At 46.2% G+C, this 20,707-nt stretch carries 17 protein-coding genes; 2 read left to right on the top strand and 15 right to left on the bottom strand.

The annotated features are described in order from the left end of the window. Positions 1-75 precede the first annotated feature (75 nt). Both V8Q34_RS01265 and V8Q34_RS01260 read right to left on the bottom strand, forming a co-directional pair. Positions 76-1,695 (bottom strand): PucR family transcriptional regulator, encoded by a 1,620-nt coding sequence (locus V8Q34_RS01265; protein WP_335834633.1) that lies wholly within the window; start codon positions 1,693-1,695, stop codon positions 76-78. Beyond that, entirely contained in the window at positions 1,692-2,594 is a 903-nt protein-coding gene (locus V8Q34_RS01260) for an RluA family pseudouridine synthase (protein WP_335834631.1), read from the bottom strand. The genes V8Q34_RS01265 and V8Q34_RS01260 overlap by 4 nt, the downstream gene beginning before the upstream one ends. 287 nt (positions 2,595-2,881) lie before the next feature. Between V8Q34_RS01260 and V8Q34_RS01255 the strand changes: the two genes are divergently transcribed. Then, positions 2,882-4,741: an ATP-dependent nuclease gene (locus V8Q34_RS01255; RefSeq protein ID WP_335834629.1), complete on the top strand. Its 1,860-nt coding sequence runs from the start codon at positions 2,882-2,884 to the stop codon at positions 4,739-4,741. A 43-nt stretch (positions 4,742-4,784) separates the two neighbouring features. On the opposite strand, the gene V8Q34_RS01250 is transcribed toward V8Q34_RS01255, so the two are convergent. The 7 genes from V8Q34_RS01250 to V8Q34_RS01220 all read right to left on the bottom strand — a co-directional run bounded on the left by V8Q34_RS01250 (position 4,785) and on the right by V8Q34_RS01220 (position 12,928). Continuing rightward, entirely contained in the window at positions 4,785-6,686 is a 1,902-nt protein-coding gene (locus V8Q34_RS01250) for a sensor domain-containing diguanylate cyclase (RefSeq protein ID WP_256138614.1), read from the bottom strand. Between the two features lie 79 nt (positions 6,687-6,765). After that, a complete protein-coding gene (locus V8Q34_RS01245) occupies positions 6,766-7,149 on the bottom strand; it encodes a hypothetical protein (protein ID WP_335834628.1) in 384 nt (127 codons plus the stop codon). Positions 7,150-7,151: 2 nt separating this feature from the next. After that, on the bottom strand, positions 7,152-8,108 hold the full coding sequence (locus tag V8Q34_RS01240) for a tRNA dihydrouridine synthase (RefSeq protein ID WP_335834627.1): 957 nt from the start codon (positions 8,106-8,108) through the stop codon (positions 7,152-7,154). A gap of 29 nt (positions 8,109-8,137) precedes the next feature. Further along, a complete protein-coding gene (fliB, locus tag V8Q34_RS01235) occupies positions 8,138-9,238 on the bottom strand; it encodes a flagellin lysine-N-methylase (protein WP_033140512.1) in 1,101 nt (366 codons plus the stop codon). Between the two features lie 11 nt (positions 9,239-9,249). Next, complete coding sequence (glgX, locus tag V8Q34_RS01230; RefSeq protein WP_033140513.1) at positions 9,250-11,352, bottom strand: glycogen debranching protein GlgX; 2,103 nt, start codon at positions 11,350-11,352, stop codon at positions 9,250-9,252. A gap of 134 nt (positions 11,353-11,486) precedes the next feature. Continuing rightward, the gene (locus V8Q34_RS01225) at positions 11,487-12,158 is read right to left on the bottom strand and encodes a YkgJ family cysteine cluster protein (RefSeq protein WP_033140514.1); all 672 of its coding nucleotides are present in this window, start codon (positions 12,156-12,158) and stop codon (positions 11,487-11,489) included. Between the two features lie 41 nt (positions 12,159-12,199). Further along, positions 12,200-12,928 carry an alpha/beta hydrolase gene (locus tag V8Q34_RS01220; protein WP_335834626.1) on the bottom strand — a complete coding sequence of 243 codons (729 nt, stop codon included), beginning with the start codon at positions 12,926-12,928 and terminating at the stop codon, positions 12,200-12,202. A gap of 1,011 nt (positions 12,929-13,939) precedes the next feature. Between V8Q34_RS01220 and V8Q34_RS01215 the strand changes: the two genes are divergently transcribed. After that, positions 13,940-14,506 (top strand): hypothetical protein, encoded by a 567-nt coding sequence (locus V8Q34_RS01215; RefSeq protein ID WP_335834625.1) that lies wholly within the window; start codon positions 13,940-13,942, stop codon positions 14,504-14,506. Between the two features lie 32 nt (positions 14,507-14,538). Here V8Q34_RS01215 and V8Q34_RS01210 read toward each other — a convergent pair whose 3' ends face one another. From V8Q34_RS01210 to V8Q34_RS01185, 6 genes are all read right to left on the bottom strand, one after another. Beyond that, positions 14,539-15,399 (bottom strand): carbohydrate ABC transporter permease, encoded by an 861-nt coding sequence (locus tag V8Q34_RS01210; protein ID WP_227243464.1) that lies wholly within the window; start codon positions 15,397-15,399, stop codon positions 14,539-14,541. Further along, a complete protein-coding gene (locus V8Q34_RS01205; protein ID WP_244806261.1) occupies positions 15,399-16,277 on the bottom strand; it encodes a carbohydrate ABC transporter permease in 879 nt (292 codons plus the stop codon). The genes V8Q34_RS01210 and V8Q34_RS01205 overlap by 1 nt, the downstream gene beginning before the upstream one ends. 77 nt (positions 16,278-16,354) lie before the next feature. Then, positions 16,355-17,710, bottom strand: a complete 1,356-nt coding sequence (locus V8Q34_RS01200) for an ABC transporter substrate-binding protein (protein WP_227243468.1) — start codon at positions 17,708-17,710, stop codon at positions 16,355-16,357. Between the two features lie 11 nt (positions 17,711-17,721). Then, positions 17,722-18,477 carry a glucosamine-6-phosphate deaminase gene (locus tag V8Q34_RS01195; RefSeq protein WP_227243470.1) on the bottom strand — a complete coding sequence of 252 codons (756 nt, stop codon included), beginning with the start codon at positions 18,475-18,477 and terminating at the stop codon, positions 17,722-17,724. Next, complete coding sequence (locus V8Q34_RS01190) at positions 18,455-19,783, bottom strand: AGE family epimerase/isomerase (protein WP_227243472.1); 1,329 nt, start codon at positions 19,781-19,783, stop codon at positions 18,455-18,457. The genes V8Q34_RS01195 and V8Q34_RS01190 overlap by 23 nt, the downstream gene beginning before the upstream one ends. A 12-nt stretch (positions 19,784-19,795) precedes the next feature. Then, entirely contained in the window at positions 19,796-20,662 is an 867-nt protein-coding gene (locus V8Q34_RS01185) for an NAD(P)-dependent oxidoreductase (RefSeq protein ID WP_335834623.1), read from the bottom strand. Positions 20,663-20,707 lie beyond the last annotated feature (45 nt).

Genomic DNA, 20,707 nt, shown 5'->3' with positions numbered 1-20,707 from the left:
ACACATATCACCTGCCGTGCGTTTTGTTTTTTTCTATTATAAACGCTTTTTCTGCCGTTGTAATTATGGATTGGGTTAAACTTCCCCGCTCTCTTTTGTCCTTTTGGACAAAGAAGAGTCACGGAGCAGGCGCAGAACTGCCGCCGCCTCATAGAGACGCCCCGCTTCCGGCATTTTCTGTATTCTGAAGCGGAAGAACTCGTGGAGCTTTCCCACCCGGTATTTGATGGTATTTTTATGTACATATAACAGGTCAGCCGTGCGGGCAATATTGCTGTCTGCATCCAGAAGAAAAGTTTCCAGTGTCTTATAAAGCTCCTCGTCCTGCTCTTCCAGTCCTTTCAGACAGGCGGTCTTCTCCAGTATTGCTTTCTCCCCTGCGTCCAGAATCTGCCTGCAGGCGCCTGCAAACTCCAGCTCACTCCCCGTCAAAATATGGCGGCAGGGAAAGATGCAGCCAGCCTCCTCCGCGTATTCTGTGCACAAAAGAAAAGCGCTGCGCACCTGTGCCGTATTTTCAAGCCCGGGGCAGCTTATGAGGCGTATCTCTTTGTCCCCCTCCTCATAGAAAGCCTCCAGGATCTGTTCCTGCTCCATTTTGGTGCGCTCCTGTCCCGTAAAGACAACGCCCTTTCCCTGATGGATGCCCGCTATGCAGATATCATAATACTGTTCCAGAAATGTGCTTGCATGCCTCACCTTCCTTTCCAGATTCCGCTCTTCCTTCTTTTTCCTGGGCAGAAGGAGGAGCATGTGGTGAATGGATTTCACATCGATCCGGAATATTTCCGCAAGCCTGCGCATTTTCACCGGTTCATCATTTAAGATGGCTTTCAAAAGCTCTCCGGTTCCCACATTGCCGTATCCTCTGCTCCAGACACCGATGAACAGCCTTACCGCCTCAGCGGCCTGCAGGCAGAGCTGGGCATGCAGTTTTTTGTCCTCACGGACAAGGAAAAGGGTAAGCCCCGCATTGTCAGCATCTTTCACCGGTGCGCAGAACACCCAGCGCCCGGAGGGAAGCCGCTCCATCTCCTTTGACGCGCCCGGTGCCTCCCCGCCGTAAAACTGCTCCAGCTCCTCCATAGAGGATTCTCCCGCCTGAGGCCACACAGCCAGATTCACAGGGCGGAAGCGGCTGTCAACTAAAAAGAGGGAACAGCGCAGCCTGTCACTCAGCATCCTGACCACAGATTCCACGGTTCTCTGGCTCTCGGGAAGATAACCGAACCGCTCTAACATCTCCCCCACAAGATAGGTATCCCGCTTCTGCTCACTGATGATGGCATGCATAACCTCTGTGATCACCTCACTGTAGCGCAGGTCCATGCGGTTTTTCGGCATACAGATAAGGACAAAGCCCAGTTCGTCCGCAAGTGCCGCAACCTCAGGAGCAATGTCCTTTAAGAAAATTCCCACATAGTATAAGATCAGCCCCACTTCCCCGCCCTCATATAGCCTCCGTATGGTGGCAAGCTGCAGCGGGACATCCTCCCTTGCGTTGATAAATCCCGTAATGGCAATCTCACCGCCGTAAAAATCGCCGGGGAACAGGTCATCATTCAGCATCTGGGGATTGGCGTATTCCAGGACAGAAATGGATGTGACCACTTTTTTAAGTCCTGACTTCCCCGCTGCCACCCTGGCACCTCCAAGGGAGGGCAGCTTTAACAGGTCTTCCACCGTAACACTCATTTTATCTCACTCCTCTTTGCCTCAAGGCACTTCTGCATATCGTCGGGAAAGGCAGCCTGTATCCGTATCTCCTCTTCGGTAAAGGGCTGGATAAGTGTCACCCGGAAGGCATGCAGGGCAGCCCGCTTCATGTGCTCCGTATTTCCTCCGTACAGACGGTCCCCCAAAAGGGGATGCCCCATCCAGGCCATATGCACCCGGATCTGGTGCGTGCGCCCTGTTGCAAGGCAGAGATGTACCAGAGCACAGTCCCTCATTTTTTCCACAACGCGGTATCTGGTCACCGCGGTCTTTCCCTGAGGGGAGACACACATGCGCATCAGTTCTCCCTCCGCTTTGTCTATCTTCTCCGTAATGATCCCCTCATCCATTTTGGGAACGCCCTCCACAAGGGCCAGATACTCTTTTTCAAATGCCCCCTGCTGTTTCTGCTTTGCCAGTCTCCCTGCTGCCGCCTGGTTTAAGGCAAACACCACAATGCCTGAGGTGTCCTTGTCAAGCCGCCCCACGCTTCTGACCCTGGCCTGCACTCCTTTTTCCCGGAAATAAAAGGCCAGCATATTGGAAAGGGAATCCGCGTAATGCCCATGGGAGGGGTGCACCACAAGACCTGCCGGTTTGTTCACACAGAGCAGATCCTCATCCTCATACAAAATATCCGGTATTCCCTTTCCCGGCACCAGTTGGGAGGAGCCTGTGTGCGCCTCCTCCAGCTTTACTTCCACTTTATCCCCGGCTTTCAGTTCATGGGTAACTCTCGCCCTGTTACTGTTTACCCGGATTCCGTCCTTCCTGAACTTTGCCTGTTTTACCTGCCGCTTTGTAAGTTCCATATCGTGAAGCAGAAAGTCTGACAGACTGCAGTCCCTCTCTGCCGTTTTACTCCATATCTTTTCCATTTGCTCATCCCTGTGCATGCTTGTGCTTTCCTCTATCTGTTTTTTTTATTCTAGCAGAGTCCGGCAAATGCGTAAAGAAAATAAAAGAAAACCTCTTTCAGAACCCCTCCTCCCGTGATAGAATGGATTTATAGCAATAGAAAGACGGGCAGACGCACACAAAATGCAATAAATTGCATTTTGGCGCTGGCTAACTCGGGATTTTGCTTCGCATCGCGCAGCATCCCCTTGGGGAAAACACCTCCCGTGACATTGGCCGTGAACAGTAACCAAAAGGAGACTTTATTATGCAGATCAGCAGCCTTCACATCAGGAATTTTAAATACATACGGGATATGGAGATTCGGAACATTGAAAACGCCCTGATTCTGGTGGGGAAGAACAATACGGGAAAAACCTCCGTTCTGGATGCTGTCCGGGCGGTGAGCGGCTCTTACCGGATACGTGAATGTGACTTTAATGAAAAAAAGCAGAGGATAGAGATTACCATGACTCTGTCCATCTCCAGGGAAGACCTGCAGATGCTGCACCACCACGGACGCGTGAGCGTGTACCGCAGATATACTGCCTGGTATGAGGATTTCTGCAAAAAGCTCCCCTCCTACCAAAACGGAAGTCTGACCTTTACCTACACAGTCAATGTGCTGGGACAGGAACGCCTGAGCGACGGCCGCGAAAAGCACAACAAATATATCCGTCAGGTACTGCCCCAGATTTACTACATCGGAACCGACAGACGGCTGGAGCAGCTTCAGAAAGATCTGCTGGCCTTTGAGGAGGATGAACAGTTAAAGAGAATGCGCCTTGATGTCTGCCTGTTCGAGAGCAGCAAGCACTGCAGCCGCTGTTTCCAGTGCATCGGCCTGATCAACCAGAAACGCCCGGAGGATCTGACCGCCTTTGAGACCGCAAAGCTTCTGGAATACAAACTCTGTCAGATGAATCTGACGGACTTTGCAAGGCGTGTCAATACCAGTTTCCACAGAAACGGCGGATTTGATGAGATCCGCTACACCATGCGCTGCAACATCGACAAAATGTGCTCCGTTACGGCAGAAGCCTACAACACCAAGCGCAGCACATACACCCCGGTGGAACATATGGGAGAAGGTATGCGCAGCATCTATATGCTCTCTCTTCTGGAGGCTTACACCCAGGACAACAACAGGATTCCCAGTGTGATCCTGGTCAAGGACCCTGAAACGTTCCTTCACCCGGAACTGCAGAAAAAAGCCGGGGAAATTTTGTACCGTCTGTCCAAAAAGAATCAGATCCTGTTCTCCACCCACTCGCCGGACATGATCTTTAACTTCAGCAGCCACCAGATACGGCAGGTTGTGCTGGACGAACAGTATTATACCATTTTACGGGAGCGGACTGATATGAACCGGATACTGGATGATCTGGGTTTCAATGCCAGCGACCTTATGAATGTCAGCTTTGTCTTCATTGTGGAAGGCAAACAGGATAAAAGCCGACTCCCCCTGCTTCTCCGGAAATATTACTCGGAGATCACCGCCCCGGACGGCAGACTGTCCAGAATCGCCATCATCACCACCAATAGCTGCACCAACATCAAGACCTATGCCAACCTGAAATATATGAACCAGATCTATCTCCGTGACCAGTTCCTCATGATCCGCGACGGAGACGGCAAAAACAGGACAGAGCTGGCTGCACAGCTCTGCCGCTACTATGAGGCCAGGAATCTGGAGGATGTGGACCATCTCCCGAGAGTCACCCCGAAAAATGTACTGATCCTCAAATACTATTCTTTTGAGAACTATTTTCTCAACCCCGCTGTCATGGTTCAGATCGGCGTGCTGGAAAAGGAAGAAGATTTTTACAGAATCCTCCTGGAAAAATGGAAGGCCTATCTCTATAAAATAAAGAGCGGGCGCCATCTGACAGAGGAGCTCGGATTTGAGATACAGACAGAAGAAGACCTGAAAAACCATATGGAGGAATTTAAGATTTATATGCGGGGCCATAATCTCTTTGACATCTTCTACGGACCTTACAAAGAGAAGGAACAGGAACTTCTGAAACGCTATATAGATCTGGCTCCCAGGGAGGACTTCAGGGATATCCTGGATGCTGTCGACCATTTTATTTATTTTGACAGCAGGAAAAAGCAGGAAAGTTAAAACACAGGCGCCGCAGATAGGATGTGAATCTGCGGCGCCTGTATTATTCTTTCTCTTCTGTTTCAGGGGCATAGAGGGCATATCCGCCCTTTCCGCTCCGTTTTGCTTTGTAGAGAGCCGTATCCGCCCTGCGGTACAGCTCGTGGAAATTCTCGCTGCCATTAGTCATGACAGCTCCGATGCTGCCGTGTACCGGATAGTCATCCTTTTCCCCTGTATAGAGGGAATCCCACTTCTTTACAATGGCATCCAGGATGAGGATGAGCTGATGGCTGCTCTGCACATTGATGAGAAAGACCATAAATTCATCTCCGCCGATTCTGCCCACAATGTCCGTGGAACGGAATGTCCTCTGCAGAGCATCCGCAAAGCGGACGATCGCCCTGTCCCCCTGGGTATGCCCCAGCGTGTCATTGATACGTTTTAAGTTGTCCATATCCACAATGAGGAGCGCACAGACACTGCCTTTGTATTTTCTGAGGGCATGGGTGACAAGTTCCTCTGTGGCCATTTTGTTATAAAGTCCTGTCATGGAATCTGTCTCGGCGCGCAGCCTGAGTGCCTCTTTTTCCCTCATATTTTCATCTATGTTCATCATTTTGCCCAGAATGCGCACAACTCTTCCCCTGTCATCCGCAAAGATACTGGTGAGCACTGAAAACCAGATATAGACGCCTGCAAAGTTACAGAAACGAATGTTCCGCGTCATAACCCCTTTTTTGCTGCTGAACTGAGGCAGTATCCTGGAAAAGGCGGTGACATCATCCGGATACACCCATTTCCCGTCCAGAAATGACTGGTAATCCGGCTTTATGCCGAGTATCTTCTCAAAATTTTCGTTGAACTCCAGTGTATGATCCAAATTGTTGAGTTCAAATACCAGCACATCGGAATCCCTGGCCAAAAGCCGGAATCTCTCCTCCGAGACTTCCAGCTTTTCCTTCTCCTCCAGAAGCTTCTGTGTCTGTGCCCGCAAAGCCTTCCGCTCTGTTCTGAAGAGATAAAAGATCAGCAGAAAACCAAGCAGAAAAGAGACTGCGAAGGCAATATTGAGCCTCGCTGCATAAGTTCTGACAAAGGCATAGGAGGAATCCACCTCCCCCCGCTTCATGGCAGATAAAAGTGTCCATCCGTTATATCCGAAGGGCGTCTGTGTCACATAATACTCCTGTTCCCCTTCCTGTATAAGGGATACCAGTTTCTCTTGGTTCTTGGCTGCCTGCTGCATATCCTCCACGGAATGACCGTCCAGAAAGGCTTCGTTCTTTGTCTTTTCATATATGTTTTCCAGGCTCTTATCCCCTACCACCATCTCCTCATCTTTGGAGGCCACTATGACGTCTCCCTGTCCGTTGATGAGAACACTGGCATCATTTCGCTCGAAATTGTCATGCAGGAACAGGGTCCCGAACTGTTCTGCCGTATAAGAGCCGCAGAGCACGCCTGTGATCTCCCCCTGAGGATTTTTGATGGGAACAGCCAGCAGAACACAGAGGTATCCGTCTTCGATACTGGAGATAAACGGCTCTGAGATCGTCTGTTCCCCTTTCACAGCTGCCTGGAACTCTTTCAGATTTTTGATGTTCCTCTGTATTCCCTCATTGGTCATTCCGTTTCCATCCAAATCCGCCATGGTAATGCGATAAAACTCCTGGGTCTGCCGGATGGCATCGGCTGCGTTCAGGAAGGTCTCTGTATCCTCCATCCCTGCCTGCCCCAGATAACTGGCAAAGGCGCCCAGGGAATCAAACTGGCCGGAAAGTACAGTTCTCACATGATCCGCCTGCTGCTGCGCATAACTTTCCAGGGTCGCGTGAATCTCTTCGTTCACCCTGCGGCTTGTCTTCTGATTATAATTCAGCACTGCTACTGCAAGAAAAACTGCCAATACCGCAAACACCCACAGTGTCTGCTCTGCCCGTGTATGTTTCCTTTTTTTCGTCATACATGTACCATACTCTTTCCTCCGCTCATATTTCCTTGTACAACTAGGCGTATTTCACATTTTTCTTTTGTTTATTCTGTCAGAAACGGTTCTGCTCCATGTTTTCCATTTTTTCCTTTGTGAGAAGAAAAATCTTAACCTCTGCCTCGTGACCGTCCAGTTCCTCCTCTGTCATTCTGCCCAAAGCGGCTACTCTGCTTTTTCCATCCCGAATCTCCCACATGGCATCTGCAAAAAACAGGTCTTCCCCCTCTGTCGTCCGGCCCGTATCCGGCATGGCGCGAAGCGTAACGGTAAAGGAAGATATGCCACGCTCCATACTGCGTCTGTGTATGGCAGCCTTCTCCAGTGTCTCCTCCTCAAAAGGATATTCCCTGAAAAGCTCTGCCAGGTCTGCCATGCGGACAAACCCTCTGAAATAATACTCATTTTCCTGTATCGCCTGCTGCAGTCTCAATTTCATAGTCATCCCTCATTTCCGCCCGGCATCCGCAGTTCTCTGTCGCAAAAGAGGGCATCCACTGCTGCCCTGTATTCATTCAGATGCTGGGCCTTTTTTATTTTCTTTGCGTATTTCGCGCTGTCGGGAAACATATGTATCATGTAGAACCAGAGTTCTTTCATCTTAAACAGCACATTTCTGTCTCCTGACATGACTTTCTCATATTCAGTACAGAGGATGTCGTGAAATTCCCGAAATTTCTCTTTATCCGGCAGTGTGCCCTTCGTAATATGTCCCGCAAGGTCCGGGTCTGTGAGCATTCCCCTGCCAAGCATCACTGTCTCCACCTGGGGAAACCGTGCTGTAAATGCCTCATAGTCTTTCTTCGTAAAAATATCCCCGTTATAGCAGACCCTGTTCCTGCTCAGGGACAGGGCATCTGCAAAAACATCCAGATTCGGTTTGTTTTTATAATAATCTGTCTGCAGTCTCGGGTGAATGATCAGCTCCTCCATGGGATATTTGTTGTAAATCTCTATCAGCTCGTAAAACTCTTCTGCATCCTCCATACCGATTCTCGTCTTAACGGAAAGCTTCAGATCCAGTATGTCAAAAATCTCATCAAGAAATTTTTCCAGCAGCTTCTGCTCTCCCAGGAATCCCGCGCCTCTCATCTTCGTCACAACGGTCCGGGAAGGGCATCCCAGATTCAGATTGACCTCCTCGTATCCCATACTCTGCAGTTCCAGAGCTGTCTTCACAAAATCCTCTGCGTTGTTTGAAAGAATCTGGGGCACTGTGTACATTCCCCGGTTATTTTCCGGCAGGACATCCTTTAACTCCCTGGAATTAAAACAGCGGTTCCGGTTCGGCATGATAAACGGGGTAAAATATTTATCTATGTTATTATAACATGAATACAGGGCATTGCGGTAGATATATCCTGTAATTCCTTCCATTGGCGCAAGATAAAATCTCATAGTATTTTCTGTCTTCCTCCCGGTCTTATTCAAGTCTTATGTTCCTCCAGCCATCTCTCCAGCACTTCCAGATTCATGTCAGAGTGTTCCACCTCCCTGGCATATCGGTACGCAGTCTCCACCACATCCTGAAATTCCAGCTTTTTCCCCTTTTTCAGCCATACCAGCATAACAAATTCCTGAATCCATTCCGTGGAAAATACAGCCAGAGCCATCTTGGAATAGACAGCATCGTCGTACACCGCACCGCAGAAATAGGTATATACAAAGAACACCATAAGCTGTTCTCCCATCCGTTCCCACTCCCCGCGTACGCTGCTCTCATACCCAAAGCTGCGTTCAAATTCCCCGCACAGATCCAGATAATGCTCCTCCCCGTTTTCATAGAGATTCTTCCAGGCATCCGAAAGCAAGGTGCCCCACTCGCTCCTAAGCCGCTCCAATTTCCGGAACACGGAAAATTCCTGCTTTCTTCTGGCGTACCGCCCTTCCTTTTCTATCTCTGCACCGGTGGGATGGCGGTATTTTTCAATCACCTGATCTATGGCGAAAAATTCTTCCCGGTCTATGCATGCCTGGAAATCCTCCGCAAGAAAAAGCACCTCCCGCATCCGGATCCGCAGGTCCTTTTCCCTATCTGTAAGGATTTGAAATATCACATCCCTGGCATCCGAAAGCAGGGTAAAAAGGAAAAAATCAAAGTCCTCAAACTCATCTTCCTCCTCTGTCTCCCAGGTGATAAATTCCGCCTTCTCCCTGCAGGAAAGAATCATTCTGGCAGCTTCGGGACAGGACAGCGTAAGGGAAAGTTCCCGCAGATCCTCAAATTCCTCCACATGCCTGGGATACATGCTGCAGGTGGCACATAGCCCCTTCGGGCCCAGTTCCCTGTAAAGGTCACAGAGGTTTTCCTCGTTTAAAAACGCACAGCGCCTGTCATACTGATAAAAGCATCCCTCCATCCAGTCAATGGAATTTCTGAGCCTTCTGCCAAACTCTCCCTGCACATTTCCATAGGTCTGCAGTGACTCCTCATCAATGACAATCTGCCATCCGGCGCAGCAGGTAGCCGGACAAGCTCCGGCAATACAGACAAAATCGTCATAATAGCCGGGTTTTATATATCTCATATTGCGTCTCCTTATTGATTTCTTTCGTAAACCGAACAGAACTCACACCCGGTCAGGACTATGACACTCCTGGGGCCGGCAAGTATACTGTCACTGTCCAGGCGGACAGGCTGTTTTTTCCACTCCGAACCGATCTCTCCGGTATTCACGGATACATGCCACAGCAGGGGCCGCGGAAGCTCAGGCAGTCTGACTGAAACAGGTTCCCAGAAGGCATTCACCAGGAGATAGACAATGTCATCCCTGCCGTTATCCTCATCATAGCCTGTGAACATCACTGCCGTAACCTTTGCCTCCTGCCCGAAATTCTCCACCCAGGGATTTTCCCCGTGGAAGCTGATCTCCGGAAGGCCGAAGCGGTTGCTGCCCAGATTGCCGCTGATGCTCTTATGGCTCTTCCTGAAATGTATCATGAACCGGAAGAATTCATACACATCTCTGTGTGTCTCAAGCCTGCTCCAGTCAATCCAGGATATCTCGTTGTCCTGGCAGTAGGCATTGTTATTCCCATACTGGGTGTTGCAGAATTCATCCCCTGCGTAGAACATAGGCGTCCCTCTGCTGCACATGAGGACTGCGCAGGCATTCTTGATCAGACGCATTCTCAGCGCATTGACCTGAGGGTCATCTGTCTCTCCCTCCTCCCCGCAGTTCCAGCTCCTGTTATCATCGGAACCGTCCCGGTTTTCCCATCCGTTGGCCTCATTGTGTTTCCAGTTATAGGAATACAGGTCATAGAGTGTAAAGCCGTCATGACAAGTCAGGAAATTAACGGAGGCATTTTTCCCCCGTATCTTGGGCTTGTAAATGTCCGTAGAACCTGCGATGCGCATGGCAGCCGCCTGGGCTGACCAGAGTCCGCCCTTCAGATACTCCCGCAGGTCATCCCTGTACTTTCCGTTCCACTCTGACCAGCGGCAGAAGGCCGGAAACTGCCCCACCTGGTATAGTCCTCCTGCATCCCATGCCTCCGCAATCAGCCTGGTGCCGCTTAACAGGGAATCATAGGCCAGAGACTCCACAAGAGGCGGCCGTTCCATGGGTGAACCGTCTTCGTTCCGCCCCAGAATCGACGCCAGGTCAAACCGGAAACCGTCAATATGGTAATCGGAAACCCAGTATCTGAGGCATTCCTGAATCATTCTCCTCACCACCGGGTGATTGCAGTTCAGTGTATTGCCGCAGCCGCTGAAATTATAATAATGGCCGTCCGGCGTCAAAAGATAGTAAATGTTGTTGTCAAATCCTTTAAACGATATAAAAGGCCCCTCCTCGTTTCCTTCAGCCGTGTGGTTAAACACCACATCCAGAATGACCTCTATTCCGTTTTCATGGAGCGCCAGCACCAGGTCCTTTAACTCCATTCCCTCCCGGTTGTACTCTTTTGAGGCCGCATAACTGGTGTTGGGGGCAAAAAATGCCACGGTATTATAGCCCCAGTAATTGATGACCTGCCGGTCATTCACCATTCTCCGCTCCCGCAGCTCATCAAACTCAAAGATGGGCATAAGCTCCACTGCATTAACTCCCAAATCCTTCAGATAGGGGATTTTCTCCTTAATGCCTGCAAATGTCCCCGGGTGCTCAACATCTTCTGCCATCTTCGTAAATCCGCGGACGTGCATCTCATAAATGATCAGCTCATCCATGGGAACCTTTGGCTGCCGCTCTTTTCCCCAGAAAAAATCATTTCTCACAACTCTGGCCCGATATCCTTTTTCATTCACTTTTTTGCCCCATACACTCTGGCCTGTCACTGCCTTTGCATAGGGGTCAAGGAGTATGTGGTTCTCATCAAAGAGAAGGCCCTGTTCCCTGTCCCAGACACCGCCCAGCCGGTAAGCATACTCAAATTCTCCGATGTCCAGACCGAACACCATCATGGAGTACACGTCACCGATCTTAAAATGCTCCGGAAACCTGAGAACTGCATACGGTTCCTCCTCTGTCCTGTGAAAAAGCAGCAGCTCACAGAACGCCGCACCCTTTGAATGCACGGTAAAATTAACGGCAGTCTGTAAAACTGTGGCACCGTAGTTGCCGTACAGCCCCGGGCATACCTGAAAACCTGCCACCTCGTCTGTTGGTATCCATTTTTGAAGCTCATCATTCATGCTGACATCCCTCCCTGAATTTTATGCGATCACGGTTTTCGGTTCTCTTACTTTGCGGGAGAGTCGGAAAAAGCCCGGCAGCAGCCAGGCTCCGGGAGCTCCCATACGGTACACAGCATTTCTTCCGGGAGGCATCAGTCCTGCCTGAGCACTGACAGCAGCTTCCTCATCTGTCCCAGGCGCTCCTCAAACTGTACATAGAAGTCTCTTCCGCTTTCAAACGGCTGTGTATAAAAAAGATTCAGGACATACATGTTCAGATCTTTCGTGAGCTGCTCTTCCTCTTTTTCTTCCAGAAGATTCCGGATGTCTTTCAAAAGAAAATGCCATTTGGCAGCAAAATCTTCATAGTTTTTCAAATCCGGCACATCCAGCCATTTGCTCACTTTTATTTTAGTCTTATTTTTCTTCGGGCATTCCTGATTCTGCAGGTAATAGAAAAAACCTTTTTCCTCATAATATCTCCCCAGGGGAAATAACCGGCAGAGCCCCGGGCGGAAGGCATGGACCTTACATCTTCCATTTTCATCTAAGAAGGTACACTTTTCTTTTGCTCCTGTCATCCGCAGATTCGGCAGAATACTGCCCTCTGCCACATGCAGTTCTATGTGGCTGTTCATCAGGTCTTCAAAAGTGAGGCCCAGGTTTGTCTCCAGCCTGTAGACATCAAGGGGGTCCAGTTTAATGGAGTCCCCCATGCCCCGGCAGCACTCGGAACATCCCTGGCAGCCCCCGCAGTCAGCCTTCACCATATCTCCCGCTTTATATAATTTCTTTAAGTCCTCTGCAAGAACTTCTCTCTCCATGTATAAAACCTCTCTGTCTTATGTATTTCTGTTTATGGACTTTACAGAATGTGTTTGAAAATTTCTTTGGCCGGCTGTACGTCACACTCTGTGGGAGATTTTCCCCCATAAGCCAAAAGTCGGGAAATCCCTCTTGCCACGCGTCCCTCCGGGTCATCAAAATGACCGCCCGGATTACTCTCACAGATAACCGGACAAAATTTCCCCCAGTGGGCAGCCAGACGTTCTGTGCACACTTTTACGGAAGCCATTCTCACATTGCGGACTTTATGCTCCCTGCTGCCAAGAGATATATAGATCAATGGATTTTCGGCTTTCATACTGTGGGACATGGCATAATCTGCCCAGCCGTCAAACCAGAGGGAACCGGACATGGTGCCGATTCTGTTGAACTTGTCCGAATGGTACATGGCATACACGGCGAATAATCCGGCCATGGAATATCCCACGATTCCTCTGTCCTTCACGTCAAATGAAAGATTCTGTTCCGCCCGGGGAAGAAGCTCCTGCTCAAAATACCGCAGATATTCCCCGGCTCCGCCTGTAAAATCCGTGCTCTTTGCAAAAGCCTTCTCTGCCTTCCAGGGAGAAAAATCACCGTTCCAGTCTCTTCCCGAAACGCCCGCAAGGACACACGGCCTCGTGATCTGCTGCCATATCTTCTCCCCTTCCTCCCGGGAAAAAATGTGGCACCAGATAACAGGAACCGGTTCTTTTATCTCCTCTCCCCAAAGGTAGATTTCACATTTCTCTTCTTTAAAACTTTTCATGGCAGCAATAAGACCTTTCTGTGTGCAGTCAGTATTTTTACTGATGTTGCCGCTGATTTATACAAGTTCAGCACGGTAAATGTACAGATACGGCTGAACGGTTAGCAATTTATTTTCTTCTTTTTTATTATAAGGGACGGGGTAGAAAACCGCAATGTTTTTATTCGCAGGGACGGGAAAATGGGGACGGGAAAATGGCCGTAGGCGGGGGCTGCATGATAGCATGACATGGGAGGGGCAACTGCGAGGGATGACTCTGATCTTCCTTGCTCTATAGACAAATTGAAAGGAATCTAAATCTCTTATTTTCGTAGATAGTCTTAAGCGCCTGGCAGCAAGTTCTCCTCACTTTACGGCTAATTTTAGAGAACTCTTTGGTTTTCGTAGGTGATTTTAGGGCATCTGACAATATTTTTTCTTGTTTTACAGATAATTCGAAGGATGTCTTTAGCTTTCGCAGGTAATCTTAGGGCGCCCGACAATGATTTCTTCTTGTTTTGCAGATAATTCATTAAAAAGCTTTAGTTTTTATAGGTAATCTTAGGACTCCTGGCAATGGTTTCCGCCTGTTTTACAGATAATTTGAAGGATGTCTTTAGCTTTCGTAGGTAATCTTAGGGCGCCCGACAATGATTTCTTCTTGTTCTGCAGATAATTCATTAAAAAACTTTAGTTTTTATAGGTAATCTTCAAGAACCAGACCATGTCTTCTGCTTGTTTTACAGATAATTTGAAAGACAGCCATATAATCTATAGGTAAATCCGGAAATTCGACATGTGTCCTTACTTTCCAGGTAATTCAGAACTCTGATATCTAACAGATGATGTGCGATGGGTAATATATAAATACAACAAGGGTATTTATAAAATGAGACAGCAATGACCCGGTATGGCGTATGGAATCTATATATAGCTTGCAGGCTGCAGGAAATGTAGTATAATAGTGTCTGGCTGTCCGGATGATTTCCATGCCGGACTGTATCATAAAACTGCACGGGAGGTCTTGTGAAAATGAATCTGATATTCCGGAAAAATTTTAAAAATGCAGTGGAACGTGTGCTTCATGTTCCCCATAACTATACAGGCGGTATTCTGGAAATGACCTTTGTGTTGGATTATGCGCTTTCCAAAGAATGTGCCGTATCCATGACAAAAGAGATTGTCGCCGTGCTCCGCTCTCACAGCCAGGTCTTCCAGAATGTCCGGCTCAACCTTCTGCACTGGAAGGAGAACGAGGTGCTTGTAAACCAGGTGGTGCCAATTTCCATGCTGCAGCTTGGGAGAGGGCTGGAAAACTATGAATCCCTGCCCGGAAATAAATCCCTGGACACCCTTACAGATACCCTGAAACGGTTCCACGCCAGATCTAAGCTGGTAATCTGCCTGCTCGGTACAGGATCAGCCGCAGGCGCGGTGGTGCTGGATGAGGAGAGGACAAAAAAGAATCTGCAGCCATTTCTTGGGCGGAAGAGTATATTCTTATGTGTGCAGGAGGACGGGGAATGCGTTAGTCCGGAGATTGTGATGGGGGCTAACGTACTTTCCGATTATGCTAAAAAACCCGGAGCTGATGTCTAATATCAGCTTCGGGCTCATATTGTAATTTCTGCCTATCCTTTCACTGCTCCTGCTGTCAATCCTGCAATAATATGCTTTTGCAAAACAATCGATGCAATTAATATTGGCAGAGTAATTGTCACTGCAGCCGCCATCAACGCCCCCCAGTCAATAGACGCATAAGAGATAAAACTCAATAGTGCCAACGGCAGCGTCTTTGTTTTTCCTCCAGCCAAAACAAGAGAAAACATGAAGTTGTTCCACGAAAAAATTACAGATAATAAGGAAGCCGTCACAATTCCAGGCTTTGCTAAAGGCAGCATAATACGTATAAATGCCTGAAATGTATAGCATCCATCTATCTTGGCCGCTTCCTCCAAATCGGCGGGAAGGCTTTCAAATGCAGGAATCATAACCCACACAATAAATGGCAGATTAATTAATAAATGACTTAAAATCAATGCCAAATGCGTATCAGATATGCCAATTTTTTCAAATATCATATACCACGGAAGCAAAAATGCAATTCCCGGGAAAAAACGTACAATCAAAACCATTGTACTTAATTTATTCATTTTAGTTCTTGCGATAGCATAAGAAGCCGGAAGCCCCAACAAAAGGCCGATCAATGTTGATCCTACTCCTACTATTGTACTGTTGATAATTGGTTTTACAAAGTCATATCTACCAAAAACATCTTTATAATTTCCCCAATAAGGCTCAAAAAACAAAAACTGCTCCGGGTCAAGTACCTGTGCGTTCGTTTTAATAGAAGCAAGAACCATCCATAAAAACGGAAAAACAACTACTGTGGTTATAAATATGATTCCTAAATAGAAAATAAATCTTTCACCCGCCGATTTAATTCTTTTAATTCTTTTTGTATTTGTTGCTTGATCTATAGTTTTTTCCATTATTCATCAACCCTCGCTTTCATCCTGAGATAAAATATAAAGGCTATACAAATACCAATTTCAAGTAAAAAAATCACTATAGTAGATGCCCCGTAACCCATTCTGAAATAACTGAATATAGAATCATAAGCCATAAGATTCACAGTTTCTGAAGCCTTAACAGGTCCGCCTTTTGTTGTGGCATAAATAATATCAAAAGTCTTGAGTGCATCTATGATTCGCAGCAAAGCTGCAACTACAACCGTGGGCTTGATAAGAGGCAGTGTAATTTTTTGTACAATCTGAAAGCGGTTGGCTCCGTCCATCTTCGCCGCTTCAAATAGGTCATCAGATATACCCGATAAACCAGCCAAAACTATCAGCATAATCATAGGTGTCCATTCCCAGACTTCAATGATAACCAGAGATGGAATCACACTGTTCTTCTGTACCAGCCACATGATGGGGGATAATCCCGCAGATTTAAGCATATAATTTGCGATACCGATGGTCGGTTCATAGATAAGCTGCCAAACCATTCCGATTGCTATAGGTGTTGCCACCATTGGCAGGAGAAAAAGTGTCTTAACCAAATTTTCCCCCCTGAACTTCCGATTAAGCAGTAAGGCCAGCGCTATTCCCAAAACCGTTTCAATTATTACTGAACCAAATGCAATCACCAGTGTATTTTTAGTTGCGGCCCAGAATCTACTGTCTGTTAAAATATCCTTATAATTTTCAAAGCCAATTATTTTAGGTGATGCAGTTCCCATTGTCCAATCTGTAAAGCTTAAATAAATGGTATATACCAAGGGAAACGCTACCATGGAAATAAGAAAAATGACCAATGGCAACACCATAAAATAATGGGCCCATTTTTCCATTCGATTACTTTTCATAACATCATTCCTCGCTATATGGCTCAGGGGTTTGAATTATCTTCAAACCCCTGGTATATTAACTGCCCGATGGTAAATCAATCCGACTGTTCACTGTCAATCAGCTCCTGAAACTCTTTATCTGCCTTTTTTAAAGCATCTTCGGGGTCATTACCCATAATTGCTTCCTGTATAGGAACACTAAGAATATCACGCGCCTCCGAAACACCGATTACCGTCGGACGGTCTCCGGCAACCGCAACTTCTCTGGATTCCGTCATAGCCTTGAGCATTTCCGGCTGAAATGATTCTGCTACATCCGGTACTTCCCATGTACTTGCTCTGCAGCTCGCATTCTGTACCTCCTCTGCCATTCTCAGATCCATTTCTTTAGATAACGACCATTTAATGAATTCTGCAGCTGCCTCCTGCTTCTTGGAAAAAGACGGAATTGCCCATGCCCCAATTGTTGCATAAAACGGTGTATTTCCCGCCGGACCTGCCGGAACTTTTGCAAATCCAACCTGGTCTTCTGTAATTGCAAGGCTGCTGTCTCCTGTTATATTTCCATAAATCGCATCAGAATCAATAAAAAATCCCACTTTCCCTTGTGCAAATAACGCTGCACATTCTGTCCAGGTCATATTCACAGCACCTGCAGGACCATATTTATTTAATAGGCCGCCGTAATAGCGCACCGCCTCAAGAGCTTCTTCCGTTCCCATCAAACTCTTTGTCTCATCATTAAATCTTCCGCCAAAGGCATACAAAAATGTTGAAAACTGTGTAATGCATGCATTTGCTTTTCCTCTGAGTGCAATTCCGTAAAAATCATGATCCGGATCATGCAGTTCACTGGCAGCACTTTCCAGTTCCTCCAGGGTTTCCGGCACTTTTATTCCTTTTTCCTCCAACAAATCTTTCCGGTAATACATAATCTGGCTTTCCGCCAGTATGGGCACTCCATACAAAGCATCGTTATAAGTACAGCTTTGAATCGACGATTCAAAAAAATCACCCATATCGAATTCTGTATCTTCATTTAGATAGGATAGATCTGTAAGCCAGCCATTTTGTGTATACTGCTTCAACTCATTGAGGGGTCTTAGAAAAATAACATCTAGATTATCACTTTTAGCTGCCAGCTCTACTGTAGCTTTATTTGAATAATCATCAGTCCCCATAATCTCCATATCAACTTTAATGCCTGTTTTCTCTTCAAACTCACTGAGATTGGGATAAAGTACTTTTTCTACACAGGTCTGATTTGCGGTCAATACTCGTATGGTAGTTCCGCTGTACGGCTTATCCGAATCTGTGCTCTCCGTCTTAGTATTATTTGAATCTTGTACATCATCTGCCTTATCCACATCTTCTTTTTCTCCACAGGCAGTAAAAACACAGGAAGCAACCAAAGAAACTGCCAGTAAAAGACTAACTCTTTTCTTCTTCATACAAATTCCTCCTACAAATCTTTCGCAGACTTATCATCCAGATACATAACAACATTTTCATGTTTTCTCATAATACTGGCCGGACACGTTTCATTTACCGGCCCTGTCAGGGTATGTTTGACAGCAGCTGCCTTTAATTCACCCGGCACTATGCAGAACAGGAATGATCCCCCCATCAGGCACGGAATTGTTGCAGTCAACGCATATTTTGGCACTTCATCTATATCAGGAAAACACCCATCATTTACCTGTTGTCTACGACATGCGTCATCCAGTTCCACAACTTTTATCAGATTTGTATCCTTAAAATCGGCATTAACCGGATCGTTAAATGCAATATGCCCGTTTTCACCAATTCCTAAAAATACTACATCCAATTTTTGATTACGAATCAGTTCTTCATAACGGATACACTCTTTTCGGAAATCATTTTTACCATTCATCAAATTTACACTCTTGAACGGAACCTTTCCAAAGATCTTATTAGATAGGTATCCGTTAAAAGACCGCGGATCTCCAATCTCAAATCCTATGTATTCATCCATGTGAAAAGCATTGATACGTCCCCAGTCTATATCCTGAATACCTGCAAGAGCTTCCAAAAACTCATTTTGAGAAGGTGCTGCTGCAAACATGCAATTGATTTCATCTTTGCTTTCCAACAAACTTCTCATACAGGAAGCTGCATCTTCTGCGGCATGGAGCCCCATCTCTTTTCTTTTTTCAAATATTTTAACTTTTATTTTATCGTATCTTTTTATCTGCAAAATTTTCCTCCTCTCCTTCAAAATCAGCTTTATGTGCCTGCTCATTTAATAGCTGTATGATCAAGATCAGATTTCGGGTGATATGATAAGGATCTTTCACAGGCAGTGCCACTACTTTATCATCCGGTCTGCCATCCCGCTGGCGGATTTGAATCCATTCTCCAACACTTGAGTCAGGATTCGGAAATAATTTAAACGTATAATCAAATACCTCCCTGTAGATAGCAAGTAATTCTTCATCCCCTGATTGAAAATACGCAAGCAGGAAACTGTAAAGGGCCTCCGAATGCGGCCACCAAAGCTTATTATTGTGATTCTCTTCAATTTGCCTGAACATGGGTTCCTTCTCTAAACCTGCTGATTTACCATGAGGAACTCCTCCATCGTGATGGACAAATAACCGAAAACCACCATAGTCCTTATCCCATCCAATTTTATATACATTTTTCAGTATTTCTGTGCAAAGCGGAAGAACTGACCGGTCTCCCAAATAATGGGCAGCTTTTAGAATAAACCAGATATCTTCCATTGTATGTCCTGGATTACAGTACTCTCCGAAATAATTATCCACCTGACAATTATCTGTTGTTATCATTTCTCTCAATACATGTTTCTGATCTACAAAATTGGTGAGTATATCTGTATAAAACATCTGCATATCCCGGCTGTAAACATCATTTTTTAATCCAAGTCCAGCCGCGGAAACATACATCTCGGTTGATAGGTTCAAAAATATCATCGGTATCCCATGCATACGCAGTCCTTCTGGTATGGGATACGGCAAAGTAAGATACGTTCCCTGCTCTATTCTCTTCCTGATACTCTGGTACATCTTTTCGGCAAGTTCAAATATTTTATAGTCTTTTGCTGCATCTGCGTATTTTGCAAATCCCGCTGCCACAAAAAAGTCCGCATATATACTTGATGATAATATACCGCTTTCATCTGCAGGTATGGGATTTCCCTCTCTGTCCATCAAATAAGTACATACCTTACTTTCATTCAGAAATACATGTTCACTGAGAAAATCCACACCGATTTTTGCGTATTCCAAAAACACTTCTTTTTCTTCTTTTGTTACAACACTGTCTTCACACATAGATAATTCCGAAAATACCCAAAGAAAACGTCCCTGAGACCATGTAAATTTATTATATGACAATAACTCTTTACCGGTATTATCATAACAGTTCAAATAGCCTCCAAATTTCCGGTCAATACAATCCGGAATCCAGAACGGAAGAATGACCTCTTTTAAATGTCTCACATAATATTTTTCTGCTTTTTGAATATCTGCTTTGTCCATAATTCTACCTTTTCAGTCTTTCAGATTCAGTAATTCACGCTGCACCTTTGCAACTTCGCTGATATCCTTTTTCCCCAGGCCCTTCTGCCTCGCAATTTTCATTGCAGACAAGCCGCCATCCAGTATAAAGGAAGGACTTCCATAACTGTCAAAAAGCTGCTTTACATACCCTGCATCCTTTAGTGCCAAATCCAATGCGAAACCATGTTCGTAGCTTTTCGATACTATCTTCTTACCGGCACCTTTATACATAGGGCATCCAACGCCGCTTTCTCCAATAATATCAAATAATTTCTCCACATCAATATCCAGCTTTTCTACCAAAGGGAAAATTTCGCCATACAGGTTTACGTACATAATTGCCAGATAATTATTGATCAATTTGGCAATATTACCAGCGCCGCTTTTGCCTATATACTGAAATGCTTTTGAAAAAGTATTTACAACCGGTGTTACTTTTTCAAAAGTTGCTTCATCACCTCCAAAAGTCACAATAAGTTCCCCCGCAGCAGATTGTGCCGGTGTCCCTGTAAGGGATGCATCCGCAAATTCACCACCGGCATTTTTAAATTTTTCATAAATGGCCCTGCTGGAAAGCGGAAAACTGGTGCTGATATCCAGCACGGTCTTACCTTTTACCCCCATCGACAAAAATGTATTAGTTACTGCTTCCACTTGTACGGAACTTGGAAGCGACATCAGTGTAATCTCTGAATGCTCAAATACTTCCTCAATGCTTTGTGCCAGACTGGCTTTTCCTTCAAACGGAACCATAGCTTCCTCATTCATGTCATATACTGTAGTTTCAAATCCACCATCTACAATATTCATACATACTCCGCTGCCCATCATGCCAAGTCCAATAAAACCTACTTTCATACACTTTCATCCTCCTTTTAGTTTTTCCTCTCGTTCATGGAATAC

This window comes from Blautia sp. JLR.GB0024 (assembly GCF_037000545.1).
Lineage (GTDB): Bacteria > Bacillota > Clostridia > Lachnospirales > Lachnospiraceae > Blautia > Blautia celeris.
Note: the sequence above shows the minus strand (reverse complement) of the source record. Positions and strands in the feature narration are given on the sequence as shown.

Coding starts and splice junctions, on each gene's coding strand:
- V8Q34_RS01265 (WP_335834633.1), bottom strand. CDS start 1,695: ATGAGTGTTACGGTGGAAGACCTGTTAAAGCTGCCCTCCCTTGGAGGT.
- V8Q34_RS01260 (WP_335834631.1), bottom strand. CDS start 2,594: ATGGAAAAGATATGGAGTAAAACGGCAGAGAGGGACTGCAGTCTGTCA.
- V8Q34_RS01255 (WP_335834629.1), top strand. CDS start 2,882: ATGCAGATCAGCAGCCTTCACATCAGGAATTTTAAATACATACGGGAT.
- V8Q34_RS01250 (WP_256138614.1), bottom strand. CDS start 6,686: ATGACGAAAAAAAGGAAACATACACGGGCAGAGCAGACACTGTGGGTG.
- V8Q34_RS01245 (WP_335834628.1), bottom strand. CDS start 7,149: ATGAAATTGAGACTGCAGCAGGCGATACAGGAAAATGAGTATTATTTC.
- V8Q34_RS01240 (WP_335834627.1), bottom strand. CDS start 8,108: ATGAGATTTTATCTTGCGCCAATGGAAGGAATTACAGGATATATCTAC.
- fliB (WP_033140512.1), bottom strand. CDS start 9,238: ATGAGATATATAAAACCCGGCTATTATGACGATTTTGTCTGTATTGCC.
- glgX (WP_033140513.1), bottom strand. CDS start 11,352: ATGAATGATGAGCTTCAAAAATGGATACCAACAGACGAGGTGGCAGGT.
- V8Q34_RS01225 (WP_033140514.1), bottom strand. CDS start 12,158: ATGGAGAGAGAAGTTCTTGCAGAGGACTTAAAGAAATTATATAAAGCG.
- V8Q34_RS01220 (WP_335834626.1), bottom strand. CDS start 12,928: ATGAAAAGTTTTAAAGAAGAGAAATGTGAAATCTACCTTTGGGGAGAG.
- V8Q34_RS01215 (WP_335834625.1), top strand. CDS start 13,940: ATGAATCTGATATTCCGGAAAAATTTTAAAAATGCAGTGGAACGTGTG.
- V8Q34_RS01210 (WP_227243464.1), bottom strand. CDS start 15,399: ATGGAAAAAACTATAGATCAAGCAACAAATACAAAAAGAATTAAAAGA.
- V8Q34_RS01205 (WP_244806261.1), bottom strand. CDS start 16,277: ATGAAAAGTAATCGAATGGAAAAATGGGCCCATTATTTTATGGTGTTG.
- V8Q34_RS01200 (WP_227243468.1), bottom strand. CDS start 17,710: ATGAAGAAGAAAAGAGTTAGTCTTTTACTGGCAGTTTCTTTGGTTGCT.
- V8Q34_RS01190 (WP_227243472.1), bottom strand. CDS start 19,783: ATGGACAAAGCAGATATTCAAAAAGCAGAAAAATATTATGTGAGACAT.
- V8Q34_RS01185 (WP_335834623.1), bottom strand. CDS start 20,662: ATGAAAGTAGGTTTTATTGGACTTGGCATGATGGGCAGCGGAGTATGT.